At 64.2% G+C, this 13,205-nt stretch carries 8 protein-coding genes; 5 read left to right on the top strand and 3 right to left on the bottom strand.

Features of this window, described 5'->3' with window-relative positions; genetic code table 11:
* Nucleotides 1–34: 34 nt before the first annotated feature.
* Together L6D75_RS08225 and L6D75_RS08230 are read right to left on the bottom strand one after the other, a co-directional pair.
* Entirely contained in the window at nt 35–1,069 is a 1,035-nt protein-coding gene (locus L6D75_RS08225) for an acyltransferase family protein (RefSeq protein WP_176516763.1), read from the bottom strand.
* 179 nt (nt 1,070–1,248) lie between these two features.
* Nucleotides 1,249–3,549 carry a fatty acid cis/trans isomerase gene (locus tag L6D75_RS08230; protein WP_176516762.1) on the bottom strand — a complete coding sequence of 767 codons (2,301 nt, stop codon included), beginning with the start codon at nt 3,547–3,549 and terminating at the stop codon, nt 1,249–1,251.
* Nucleotides 3,550–3,715: 166 nt separating this feature from the next.
* Between L6D75_RS08230 and metH the strand changes: the two genes are divergently transcribed.
* Both metH and L6D75_RS08240 read left to right on the top strand, forming a co-directional pair.
* A complete protein-coding gene (gene metH / locus L6D75_RS08235; RefSeq protein WP_176516759.1) occupies nt 3,716–7,423 on the top strand; it encodes a methionine synthase in 3,708 nt (1,235 codons plus the stop codon).
* A gap of 156 nt (nt 7,424–7,579) precedes the next feature.
* A complete protein-coding gene (locus L6D75_RS08240) occupies nt 7,580–7,798 on the top strand; it encodes a DUF2970 domain-containing protein (RefSeq protein WP_012271636.1) in 219 nt (72 codons plus the stop codon).
* A 268-nt stretch (nt 7,799–8,066) separates the two neighbouring features.
* On the opposite strand, the gene L6D75_RS08245 is transcribed toward L6D75_RS08240, so the two are convergent.
* Complete coding sequence (locus L6D75_RS08245) at nt 8,067–9,143, bottom strand: ABC transporter substrate-binding protein (RefSeq protein ID WP_176516757.1); 1,077 nt, start codon at nt 9,141–9,143, stop codon at nt 8,067–8,069.
* Nucleotides 9,144–9,354: 211 nt separating this feature from the next.
* On the opposite strand from L6D75_RS08245, the gene L6D75_RS08250 reads away from it, so the two are divergent.
* The 3 genes from L6D75_RS08250 (at nt 9,355) to L6D75_RS08260 (ending at nt 13,183) form a co-directional block, all read left to right on the top strand.
* A complete protein-coding gene (locus tag L6D75_RS08250; RefSeq protein WP_176516755.1) occupies nt 9,355–11,007 on the top strand; it encodes a nitrite/sulfite reductase in 1,653 nt (550 codons plus the stop codon).
* Nucleotides 10,991–11,485, top strand: a complete 495-nt coding sequence (locus L6D75_RS08255) for a DUF934 domain-containing protein (RefSeq protein ID WP_176516753.1) — start codon at nt 10,991–10,993, stop codon at nt 11,483–11,485. The genes L6D75_RS08250 and L6D75_RS08255 overlap by 17 nt, the downstream gene beginning before the upstream one ends.
* Before the next feature lie 120 nt (nt 11,486–11,605).
* Complete coding sequence (locus L6D75_RS08260; protein WP_176516751.1) at nt 11,606–13,183, top strand: hypothetical protein; 1,578 nt, start codon at nt 11,606–11,608, stop codon at nt 13,181–13,183.
* The last annotated feature ends 22 nt before the right edge of the window (nt 13,184–13,205 follow it).

The following is a 13,205-nucleotide window of genomic DNA, read 5'->3' on the forward strand; positions in this document are numbered from 1 at the left end:
CAAGTGTACGCCAACCTGGCCTTTGAACAAAGTCCTAGTATTTGACTCGGGATAGCGCCAATGCCGGGCTCTGGCCCCGTGGCGCCGCCAGCCAGGCCTGCATTCGGCGGTATAGGCCACGCTCCAGCCATTGGTAGCTGAACCACGACATTAGTCCAATGGACGGCACGCACAGGGCGAACACCAGGTAGGGGTTCAGGTGCAGGCGCTGGCTGGCGAACCAGCCGGCATACAGCACCAGCACGTGCACCAGGTACACCGAGTACGAGCAGTCGCCCAGCGCCTTGAGCACCCGGTTGCCCTGGAAGTACGGCTCAAGGGCGACGAACGCCAGCACCACCAGCGCGCTGGGCAAGCCCCAGTGCAGCAGGCGCTGGGAAGCGTCGAGGTGATACAGCGCGTAGCCCGCCAGGCCCAGTATCGCCAACGGCAGCCACACACCCTCGCGGATCAGGCCACGGCGATACAGCACACCCAGGCCGATGCCGAGCAGGAACTCGTAGATGATGTCGTTGTTGTAGAAGCGGCTGAGCACGCCCAGGCGGCCCAGCACTTCGCTCACCAGCAGCAAGGCGAAGGTCACCAGCAGCAGGTGATGGCGCTGGCGAACCAGGAACGCCAGGCCGAACAGCAGGTAGAAGAACATCTCGAAATTCAGCGTCCAGCCCACGTTCAGGGTCGGGTACAGGCCATAGCCACCGGGGTTTTCCGCCGGGATGAACAGCAGCGACAGCAACAGGTGGTGCCAGGCGAATTCCTGATGCGGCATCCACTGGCTGAAGGCCAACAGCAGCGCCGCCATCAGCGCGGTGTAGAACCAGTAGGCAGGGACGATACGCAGGGCTCGGTTGAGCAGGAACTGACGCGGTTCGATGGCCTTGTCACGGGTCGAGAGGTAGATCACCAGCCCGCTGATGACGAAGAAGATGTCGACGCCCACCGCGCCGCGGTCGGTGAGCAACTGGCCGATGGGGCCGGTGGCGTGGAAGTCGAAGAAGATCTGCATGAAGTGGTGGCAGACCACCACCCAGGCGGCGAACGCCCGCAGTGCCTGAAGCGAATACAGCATGAAATACCCTGCGATTGCCGGTGCATTGAGGCCCGGCGAGCGCGTCGCGCTCGTTCGCTGGCAAGCCGGCTCCCACAAAGCTCAGGTACAGCATCGATCCTTGTGGGAGCCGGCTTGCCGGCGATTGGGCCACCCACCGTTTCCGACCGCAGGGCCTTCGGAAAGGTCAGCCGACCCGATCAGAGGTTCTCGTAGCGGTTCATGTCCAGCACACCCGCCTCGACCGGGGTGGTTTCCTTGATGTAGCTGTTGAGGTCGTGGAAGTAGCGCCAGAACTCCGGATGGCTGCGGCGCACACCCCAGCGCATGACGATACGCTCGAACTTGGCGGCATCATCGCGGGCGTACTCCATGTCTTCGACGAACTCCGGCACATCCTTGGTCGGGATGTTGAAGATGAAGTTCGGGTAACTGCTGAGCACCCCCGGGTACAGGGTCAAGGTATCCAGCCCCGGCTGGTAGCGCGAGGCTTCGCCGAGCAGGAACGCCACGTTGCTGTGCGCGCGGTTGCGCAACAGGCTGTAGACCTGGCGCTGGCCGCCCTCGCCTTCGATGCGCAGCATAATCGCCTCGGGCAGCTGGTTGATCACCTTCAGGCCCGCGGCCGGGCGCGACACCAGGCGGCTGAGCGACTGCTCGGCATTGCGAAACTCTTCGCTGACCTGCGGCCGCGAGCAGTAGGCGCCCTGGCAGCGGTTGATCGGGTCAGGCGCGGCATTGAGGCTGCCGGTGCGCTGCAGCAACTTGAGGCCGAAGTCGCGCTTGGGGTCGCGCGGGTCGAGCGCGATGCCGGTCGGGGTGTCGGTGTCGATGTCTTCGTAGTCGAGCCACATCTTCACCTTGCCGCTGTTCTGGTACCAGTTGCTGAGGATCGCCCCGCGCTGGCCGGCCGGCATCAGGCGCAGGAAGTTGACCTCGGCGCCGTTGCGGATCAGGTCGAAGTACAGGCGCGTCTGCAACTGGTGCGAGACGTTGCCGAACACATCGAAGTTGACCGCCAGCTGGTAATAGGTGCGCTCGAACAGCGGGTAGTCGAACAGCCACACGGTCAGCGGCACGTCGCCGATCAGGCCCTTGGTCACCGAGGCGCTGTCGAAGTGGCGGAAGATGCTCAGCAAGGCGTTGTCGTTGCCGGCCCACAGCGTGGCCCAGCCCGGTGCCGGCATTTCGGCGTAGGCTTCGCGGCGCAGCTTTTCATAGTCGTTGCGTTTGTCGCGGTAGGCGTGCCACAGCGACAGTACGCTGCCCACGTCGTCGATCTGGCCTGGCATCGCCAGCAGCGGCGTGGCCTCGCCCCGGTACTTGGCGTCGGTGATGTAGCGGTCGTGGGCCGGCTCCTGGAACAGCGCCCAGAAGTTGTCGCGGATCACGTCGGTGGCGATCTGCCCGCGGCACACCGGGCCGCGGATGAAGGTGCGCACGAAGTACTCGGCGTTGTCGAGCATGAACTGGTAACGCGCCACCGCCGGGATCGCCTCGAAGGTCTCGAACGGGTTGGCCCGGTGGCGCGGGCCATAGCCCGGCAGTGCCGTGGCATGCCAGTCGCCGGCATAGAACAGCTGCTTCACCCGCTTGAGCTTCTGCGGCCCCATGGGGTAGGTGATGTGGGTCTTGTGCACGATCACGCCCTGCACCGGAATCAACCGATAGTAGAAATCGGTGCCGGGTGGGTCGTTGGGGCGCCGCGTGGCGATCAGGTCGACCGGCTGGCCGCTTGGCGTGCGCGAGCGCACCCACTGGAAGAAGTGGCCCTGCTCGCCGCCGACGAAGTAGATGTGCGCCAGGAACAGGTGCTCGTACAACCAGCGGCCGACCAGGGCTTCGGTCGAGCCCGGGCGGTTGAGCAGCTCTTCCCAGTCGGCAATCTGCCGGGCTTCGGCGTCGCTGGGCTTGATTGGCTGGTACTCCACCGGGGCACCGGCGGCCAGCCAGCGGCGCATGGTGTCGTATTCCTTGTCGGTCAGGCCGGTCACGGCCAGCGGCATGCCCTCTTGCGGGTGGGCGCCGGCGTAGGCGTCGAACTCGTGGGGCAACGGGCACATGTTGGTGCGGTTCAGGCCCAGGACGATGTCATCAGGCAGCTTGGCATTGGGCGTGATGGGCGTCTTGTGCCCCAGCTCGAGCATGCGCGCCATCAGCGCGGCCTGGCTGCCCTGGTTGTCGAGCACCGAATAGAAGCCTTTCTTGCGCCACTCCTGTTCGCTGTGGGCGTCGTAGAACAGCCGCGTGGTGGGCACCGCCTTGCTCCGGTCACCCTGGTACACCGGTACCTTGGAGGCGCCGCGCACCGCCCCTTCGGGGCTTTCCAGCTTGAGCTGGCAGGCGGCGTCGTTGCACGCGTGGCAGGCCACGCACTTCTCGGTGAAGATCGGCTGGATATCCCGGGTGTAGGAAATTGCCGGGCTCGATTGGGGGGGCTGCGCGAACGCCATGCTGCTGGTCAGCAAGGCGAAAGCGGCAACCATAAGGCGATGCACCATGTGCCGTAAGTCCTGGTTCTTGAAAGCTATCACGATATGCCTGGTCGTCCTGGGTGCTTGCGCCTGAACATGAACAGAATTCATGCAAATGGCCGATGCGCCTAAAAACCGCGCAGCTTTGTTATGATTCCGCACCTTCTGATATTTGCCCGACCAGGTAGTTCCTATGTCCGACCGCAGCGCTCGTCTCCAAGCACTCCAGCACGCACTCAAAGAGCGCATCCTGATCCTCGACGGCGGCATGGGTACTATGATCCAAAGCTATCGCCTCGAGGAACACGACTATCGTGGCACGCGTTTCGCCGATTGGCCAAGCGACGTCAAGGGCAACAACGACCTGCTGCTGCTCAGCCGCCCGGATGTGATCGCCGCGATCGAGAAAGCCTACCTCGATGCCGGCGCCGATATCCTCGAAACCAACACCTTCAACGCCACGCAGATTTCCCAGGCCGACTACGGCATGGAATCGCTGGTCTACGAGCTGAACGTCGAGGGCGCGCGCGTCGCCCGCCAAGTGGCCGATGCCAAGACCCTGGAAACGCCCGACAAGCCGCGCTTCGTCGCCGGCGTGCTCGGCCCGACCAGCCGCACCTGCTCGATTTCCCCGGACGTCAACGACCCAGGCTATCGCAACGTCACCTTCGATGAGCTGGTGACCAACTACATCGAAGCCACCCGCGGCCTGATCGAGGGCGGCGCCGACCTGATCCTGATCGAGACTATCTTCGACACCCTCAACGCCAAGGCCGCGATCTTCGCCGTGCAGCAGGTGTTCGAGGACGACGGCGTCGAACTGCCGATCATGATCTCCGGCACCATCACCGACGCCTCCGGGCGCACCCTGTCGGGCCAGACCACCGAAGCGTTCTGGAACTCGGTGCGCCACGCCAAGCCGATTTCCGTGGGCCTCAACTGTGCCCTGGGCGCCAAGGACTTGCGCCCGTACCTGGAAGAGCTGTCGACCAAGGCCGACACCCACGTCTCGGCCCACCCCAACGCCGGCCTGCCCAACGCCTTCGGCGAATACGACGAAACCCCGGCCGAGATGGCCGCGGTGGTCGAAGAATTCGCCGCCAGTGGCTTCCTCAACATCATCGGCGGCTGCTGCGGCACCACCCCGGGCCACATCCAGGCCATTGCCGAAGCGGTCGCCAAGTACAAGCCGCGCGAGATCCCGGAAATCGCCAAAGCCTGCCGCCTGTCGGGCCTGGAGCCGTTCACCATCGATCGCCAGTCGTTGTTCGTCAACGTCGGTGAGCGCACCAACATCACCGGCTCCGCCAAGTTCGCCCGGCTGATCCGCGAAGAGAACTACACCGAGGCCCTGGAAGTCGCCCTGCAGCAGGTCGAGGCCGGCGCCCAGGTGATCGACATCAACATGGACGAAGGGATGCTCGACTCCCAGGCCGCCATGGTCCGCTTCCTCAACATGATCGCCGGCGAACCGGACATCTCCCGCGTGCCGATCATGATCGACTCCTCCAAGTGGGAAGTGATCGAGGCGGGCCTCAAGTGCATCCAGGGCAAGGGCATCGTCAACTCGATTTCCATGAAGGAAGGCGTCGAGCAGTTCAAGCACCACGCCCGCCTGTGCAAGCGCTATGGCGCCGCCGTGGTGGTGATGGCCTTCGACGAGGTCGGCCAGGCCGACACCGCCGCGCGCAAGAAGGAAATCTGCCAGCGCAGCTACGACATCCTGGTCAACGAAGTGGGCTTCCCGCCGGAAGACATCATCTTCGACCCGAACATCTTCGCCGTCGCCACCGGCATCGAAGAGCACAACAACTACGCCGTCGACTTCATCGAGGCCTGTGCCTACATCCGCGACCACCTGCCCCATGCCCTGAGCTCGGGCGGCGTGTCCAACGTGTCGTTCTCGTTCCGCGGCAACAACCCGGTGCGTGAGGCGATCCACTCGGTGTTCCTCTACCACGCCATCCGCAACGGCCTGACCATGGGTATCGTCAACGCCGGCCAGCTGGAGATCTATGACGAGATCCCCGCCGAGCTGCGCGAGAAGGTCGAGGACGTGGTGCTCAACCGCACCCCGGAAGGCACCGACGCGCTGCTGGCCATCGCCGACAACTACAGAGGCGGCGGCGCCACCAAGGAAGTGGAAAACGAAGCCTGGCGTTCGCTGCCGGTCGGCAAGCGCCTGGAGCACGCGCTGGTCAAGGGCATCACCGCACACATCGTCGAGGACACCGAAGAGTGCCGCCAGCAATGCGCGCGCCCCATCGAGGTCATCGAAGGCCCGCTGATGAGCGGCATGAACGTGGTCGGCGACCTGTTCGGCGCGGGCAAGATGTTCCTGCCGCAGGTGGTGAAATCCGCCCGCGTGATGAAGCAGGCGGTGGCCCACCTGATTCCGTTCATCGAAGCCGAAAAAGGCGACAAGCCCGAAGCCAAGGGCAAGATCCTCATGGCCACGGTCAAGGGCGACGTGCACGACATCGGCAAGAACATCGTCGGCGTGGTGCTGGGCTGCAACGGTTACGACATCGTCGACCTCGGCGTGATGGTGCCGGCCGAGAAGATCCTGCAGACCGCCCGCGACGAGAAGTGCGACATCATCGGCCTGTCGGGCCTGATCACCCCGTCGCTGGACGAGATGGTCCACGTCGCCCGCGAAATGCAGCGCCAGGGCTTCAACCTGCCGCTGATGATCGGCGGCGCCACCACCTCCAAGGCGCACACCGCAGTCAAGATCGAGCCCAAGTACAGCAACGATGCGGTCATCTACGTCACCGACGCCTCGCGCGCGGTGGGCGTGGCGACGCAGCTGCTGTCCAAGGAACTCAAGCCAGGCTTCGTCGAGAAGACCCGCCAGGACTACGTCGAGGTTCGTGAGCGCACCGCCAACCGCAGCGCCCGCACCGAGCGCCTGAGCTATGCCCAGGCGGTGGCGACCAAGCCGCAATACGACTGGGCCGGCTACCAGCCGGCGGTGCCCTCCTTCACCGGCGTCAAGGTGCTGGAGAACATCGACCTGCGCACCCTGGCCGAATACATCGACTGGACCCCGTTCTTCATCTCCTGGGACCTGGCCGGCAAGTTCCCGCGCATCCTCACCGACGAAGTGGTCGGCGAGGCAGCCACCGCGCTGTACCAGGACGCCCGCGAGATGCTCGACAAGCTGATCGACGAGAAGCTGATCAGTGCCCGTGCGGTGTTCGGCTTCTGGCCGGCCAACCAGGTGGCCGACGACGACATCGAAGTGTACGGCGACGATGGCCAGCCACTGGCCACCCTGCACCACCTGCGCCAGCAGACCATCAAGCCCGATGGCAAGCCGAACCTCTCCCTGGCCGACTTCGTCGCGCCCAAGGGCAGCGGCGTGACCGACTATGTCGGCGGCTTCATCACCACCGCCGGCATCGGCGCCGAGGAAGTGGCCAAGGCCTACCAGGACAAGGGCGACGACTACAGCTCGATCATGGTCAAGGCCCTGGCCGACCGCCTGGCCGAAGCCTGCGCCGAATGGCTGCACGAACAGGTGCGCAAGGAGCACTGGGGTTATGCCCGCGACGAGCACCTGGACAACGAGGCGCTGATCAAGGAGCAGTACAGCGGCATCCGCCCTGCCCCGGGCTACCCGGCCTGCCCGGACCACACCGAGAAGGAAACGCTGTTCCGCCTGCTCGACGGCAGCGCGATTGGCGAGACCGGGCCAAGCGGCGTGTTCCTCACCGAGCATTTTGCGATGTTCCCGGCGGCAGCGGTCAGCGGCTGGTACTTTGCCCACCCGCAGGCGCAGTACTTTGCCGTGGGCAAGGTGGACAAGGACCAGATCGACAGCTACAGCGCGCGCAAAGGGCAGGATGTGAGCGTCAGCGAGCGCTGGCTGGCGCCTAACCTTGGGTACGACAGCTAAGACTGTTTGGGCCCCCATCGCCGGCAAGCCGGCTCCTACAGGGACAGCGCAGGCCTTGAGTGCTCTGCGCTACTTGTGGGAGCCGGCTTGCCGGCGATAGGTCCGGTACATTCACCTACACTGTCCCTGATTGCCTCCGATTCCCCAGGAGCCCCCATGGACGATTCCAGCCAAGGCAAGCCCCCAACCTTCTGGCAAATGCTGCACAGCATCCTCGCCGCCGCCTTCGGCGTGCAGAGCGGCAAGAACCGCGCACGCGACTTCACCCACGGCAAGGCCAGCCATTTCATCGCATTGGGTACGTTATTCACCCTGGTGTTCATCGCGGTGCTGATCGGCCTGGTGCAGCTGGCCCTGCACCTCACCGCCCGCTAGAACGCAACCCGCCCGCGGAAATCCCTTCCGCGGGCGGCTCAGGTGGCATCACGGTCTGAAAACAAGGTGCTACTGGTGGCTGACCCAATACACGGCAGTGACCACCACCAGGACGATCAAGCAGAGAATCGCCCAGGCATCGACGCTGCTGTCAGCTTTGCGGACCTTGGTAGAGTTTCCCATTGCATTGCCTCTTGTAGTGTTTATGGGAATGCACTTCACCACCAGCAGTTAAGACGAGCCATGCCCTTTGCTCAAGCAGGGTCTTTCAATAGTCGACGGGTGACGCAAGAAAAGGATACTGGTAGCTCGAAGGCCGCCCTTGAGCACTGTAATGCTGGAAATCGACGCCGTAATCGTCCTTTTCCAGCAGCTTGAGCCAGCGCCTGGCCTTGGCCGGGTCGATCGACTGCAACACCGGCAAGCTGTGCTCGTCGCGCCCGTCGCGGTTCATCGCCAGGCCCTGGGCGTCATCATGCAGCATCACCATGGCCCAGCCTCCCAAACTGAAATGCCCGCCCATCAGCACGCCCAGGCGCCCGTCGATACGTGCGCGCAGCGCTTCGGGCGAGCTGTTGACCGCGCTGAACACCACGTCGCGCCCCGGCTTGCGCCCGGCGGCCTCGAAGGCCTGCATGGCGCCGAAGGCCATTTCGTCATTGGCCGACCACACCAGTTTGGTTTGCGGGTAACGCTGCAGCAGCTGCTGGGCCTGTTCGAAGGCGCGTTGCCGGCTCCAGCCGCCGTACACCACCTGGCGCAAGCGCACCCGCGGGAAATCGGCCAGGGCGCGGCGCATGCCCTGCTCGCGCAGCTGCGAGGCCGGCGTGGTCTTGACCCCGGAAAAGGCCACCAGGTCGATGAAGTCGTCGCTGGGCGGCAGCAACGCAACCATCTGGTGCAGCATCTGGTAGCCCGCCTGTTCGTCGTTGCCGGTCAGGGTGCCCAGCAACTGCCCGTACTTGCCCGGTTGCGCCTCGATGCTTTCGGCCTGGCCTGCGGTCAGGCCATTGTTGACCAAGAACAGCTTGACCCCGGTCCCCTTGGAAAGCCTGATGATTTCCGGCGCCACGTACTGCTCGTTGACCAGCACCAGGTAGTCGGGCCGCTGCGGCCCTTCGAGCACCGCCCGCGCCTGGGTCAGCGCCCGCTCGGCATTGCGCTCGCCATACTCCACGCGCAAGGTCATGCCCAGGTCGTCGGCGGCCGCCTGCATGAAGCGCGAATAGCTGAGCCAGAAGGTTTCGGTGGATTGCCCGGGGTTGAGGAACACCACCGAAGCAGCCTGGGCCGTGGCTGCCAGCGGCAAGCTCAGGCACAAGCTTTGGCACAGCGCCTTGAGCATGCGGTCCCCCTTGGGCAAACCGCGGAGTATAAACGCCAGAGGGCCAATCACGAACAAATGCCAGTCAGTCTCAGTTAGTTCGTTTGGTTCTTTTCATATGCAAAAACATCACTTTAGCGCATAACCCCAACCTGATATCGTTCCTCGGCTCCGAACCGGAGTGCGCGGCCGTGCGCGCGAATAGCTGCATGCAGCCTGAGACAGGACTTTTATGTACGTATACGACGAGTACGATCAGCGGATCATCGAGGACCGCGTCAAGCAGTTCCGTGATCAGACCCGCCGCTACCTGGCCGGTGAGCTGAGCGAAGAAGAATTCCGCCCTCTGCGCCTGCAGAACGGCCTCTATATCCAACGTTTCGCACCGATGCTGCGTGTCGCCGTGCCGTATGGCCAGCTCAACGCCCGCCAGGTCCGCACTCTGGCCAAGATCGCTCGCGACTACGACAAAGGCTACGCCCACATTTCCACCCGCCAGAACGTGCAGTACAACTGGCCGGCCCTGGAAGACATCCCGGACATCCTCGCCGAACTGGCCACCGTGCAGATGCACGCGATCCAGACCAGCGGCAACTGCCTGCGCAACACCACCACCGACCAGTTCGCCGGGGTTGCTGCAGATGAGATCATCGACCCACGCCCGTGGTGCGAGATCGTCCGCCAGTGGACCACCTTCCACCCCGAATTCGCCTACCTGCCGCGCAAGTTCAAGATCGCCATCAACGGTTCCAAAGAAGACCGCGCGGCCATCGAAGTGCACGACATCGGCCTTGAGCCGGTGCGCAACGCCGCAGGCGAGCTGGGCTTCCGCGTGCTGGTCGGCGGCGGCCTGGGCCGTACCCCGGTGGTCGGCTCGTTCATCAACGAGTTCCTGCCCTGGCAGGACCTGATCAGCTACCTGGACGCCATCCTGCGCGTGTACAACCGTTACGGTCGCCGTGACAACAAGTACAAGGCGCGGATCAAGATCCTGGTCAAGGCACTGACCCCGGAAGTGTTCGCCGAGAAGGTCGAGGCCGAGATGGCCCACCTGCGTGGCGGCAGCACCACCCTGACCGAAGACGAAGTGCAGCGTGTTTCGCGCCACTTCATCGACCCAGAGTACCTGGCCCTCGACAACGTCGACTACAGCGCCCAGGACGCCGAAAACCCAGGCTTCGCCCGCTGGCGCTCGCGCAACACCCGCGCCCACAAGCGCCCTGGCTACGTGGCCGTGACCCTGTCGCTCAAGCCCACCGGCGTTGCCCCGGGCGATCTGACCGACAAGCAGCTGGACGCCGTGGCGGACCTGGCCGAGCGCTACAGCTTCGGCTTCCTGCGTACCTCCCACGAGCAGAACATCATCCTCGCCGACGTCGAACAGCGCCAGCTGCACGCGCTGTGGCTGGAGCTGCGCGAAGGCGGTTTCGCCACGCCGAACATCGGCCTGCTGACCGACATCATCTGCTGCCCGGGCGGCGACTACTGCTCGCTGGCCAACGCCAAGTCGATCCCGATCGCCGAATCCATCCAGCGCCGTTTCGACGACCTCGACTACCTGTTCGACATCGGCGAAATCGACCTGAACATCTCCGGTTGCATGAACGCCTGCGGCCACCACCACGTCGGCCACATCGGCATCCTCGGCGTGGACAAGAAGGGTGAAGAGTTCTACCAGGTGTCGCTGGGCGGCAACGCCGCGCGTGACGCGAGCCTGGGCAAGATCCTCGGCCCATCCTTCGCCCAGGACGCCATGGCCGATGTGATCGAGAAGCTGATCGCCGTGTACGTCGAGCAACGTACCGAGGAAGAGCGTTTCATCGACACCTACCAGCGTATCGGCATCGACCCCTTCAAGGAGCGCGTCTATGCAGCGAATCATTAAGAACAACCAGATCGTCGACGAAACCTGGCACCTGCTGCCCAAGGAAACCAGCCTCGACGAGCTGACCAACTGCGACGACTACATCGTCCCGCTGCAGTTGTGGCGCGACCATGCCCACGTGCTCAAGGCCCGCGACGGCGGCCTGGGCGTGTGGCTGGACAGCGACGAGCAGGCGGAAGAGATCGGCGACGACGTGCAGCACTTCCAGGTCATCGCCCTGAACTTCCCGGCCTTCACCGACGGGCGCAACTACTCCAACGCGCGCCTGCTGCGTGACCGCTACCAGTTCAAGGGTGAGCTTCGCGCCATCGGCGACGTGCTGCGCGACCAGCTGTTCTTCATGGCCCGTTGCGGTTTCGATGCCTTCGCCATCCGTGCCGACAAGGACCCGGAAGACGCCCTGCAAAGCCTGAAAGACTTCTCGGTGACCTACCAGGCCGCCACCGACGAACCGCTGCCGCTGTTCCGCCGCCGCTGATCGTCCCCCCCACATGGCCCACCCACCGGTGGGCCATGTGCATTTCACATGCGCATTCAGGTTTACTGCTGGCCTGCCGATATCAAGGTTTACCCTTGATGATCAGTAAGGATGCTGGCGATGACCACCATTACCTCTGCGGTACGCCTGACACCCGTCGTTCAATTCGCCCCACGCGCCCCCCAGGTCGCGAGCACCAGCCTGCCCCAGGCACAGACCGTGCGCCCCAGCACCGTGGTCAGCCTTGGCCAGCAGACCTCCAGCATCGACGCCCAGACCTACACCGCCAAAGGCACGCTGCAAGAGCCGCAGGGCCAATACGTGTGGGAAAAGAACGGCCTCGACAAGCTCAGCATGTCCATGCACACCGCAATCCAGTCTTCCTCGCCTGCCGCCCGCTTCCAGGGGCTAGGCGCCGCCCTGCTCGAGCAGTTGGCAGCCAACGGTGGTCAGCGGATTTCCCAGTCAGGGCTGGCGGTCAATGACAGCACGGGTACCGACCCCTTGCTGCTGGGCATGCAGCAGGCCCGGTTGCGTGAACATGCGACCAATACCGTGACCTTCCAGCTCACCAGCGCCTCGGGGGCCACCATTTCCCTGGGCCTGTACAGCAGCGAAGCAGGCCTTGCGGTGGATGCCGATGTGCAGGGCGGCACCTTGACCGATGAAGAGCTCAAAGGCCTGGCAGCCTTGGCCGACAGCTTCCAGTCCACCATCAACGGCCTGACCCGCGAACCCCCTCAACTGCAACTGGGGGCGCTGGTCAAGCTCGACCCAAGCCTGTTCACCGGCCTGCAGCTCAATGCCAAGCTGGACACCGCCAGCGGCGTGCAGCAGACCTTCGACCTGAACCTGGGCGAAAGCACCCGCAGCCTGTTGCTCAAGGGCGCCAGCGGCGAAGTGAAGATGAACCTCGACACCCAGGGCGGTACCCTGCTGGGCAGCCAGGCGCAGCGCCAGGCCGCAGTGGCCAATTACCTGACCCAGTTCGATACTGCGCAGAAACGCGGCCAGGGCGATGCGCAACTGATGGCCCTGTTCAAGGATGCCTTCAGCCAACTCAACAGCGTGGACGACACCAGCACTCGCCCGACCAACCATGACACGGCGCTGAACAAGGTCAGCCGCACGCTGTTGAGCGGCCTGGCCGACTTCGATGCCTCGATCACCCAGGCCGTCGGCCAGAGCAACCCGATGCGCCCTGAAGAAGCCGACCACTTCGACTACAAGGTCTCGCAGTCCACCAGCCGCAAAGGCAATGCCGCCAACCTGGAGCTGCAGCAGGACCAGCAAGCCAGCCTCAAGGCCGCGTGGCACAAGGGCCTGAACCCGCTGGTGGATTTGATCCTGACCGGCGACAGCAAATCGCAGAACTACCGCTACCACGAAGTCGAGGACGTTTCGCGCAGCAGCACGCGCCTGGCGTTCGCCAACAACACCTTGGTGGAAGCCAGCGCTACCCAGGAAGCCAGCCAGAACGAGCGTGTGCGCACCTATCAGGATGGGGTGCTGAAGTCGGATGAGACCCAACGCGCCTCGGCGGACCAATCGCGCAACCTGCTGAACATGCTCGAAAAGCTGCTCGGCCAGGACCAAGCCGCCCGCCGCACCGGCGCGGCATCGACCCTGGAAGCCCAGCTCGAAGGCCAGCGCCACCTGTGGCTGTTGCAGTCGGTGCCGGGGCAGATCGCGGCCTGACCTTCATTACCCGCCTGAAATC

The organism is Pseudomonas faucium (assembly GCF_021602585.1).
Classification (GTDB): Bacteria; Pseudomonadota; Gammaproteobacteria; order Pseudomonadales; family Pseudomonadaceae; genus Aquipseudomonas; species Aquipseudomonas faucium.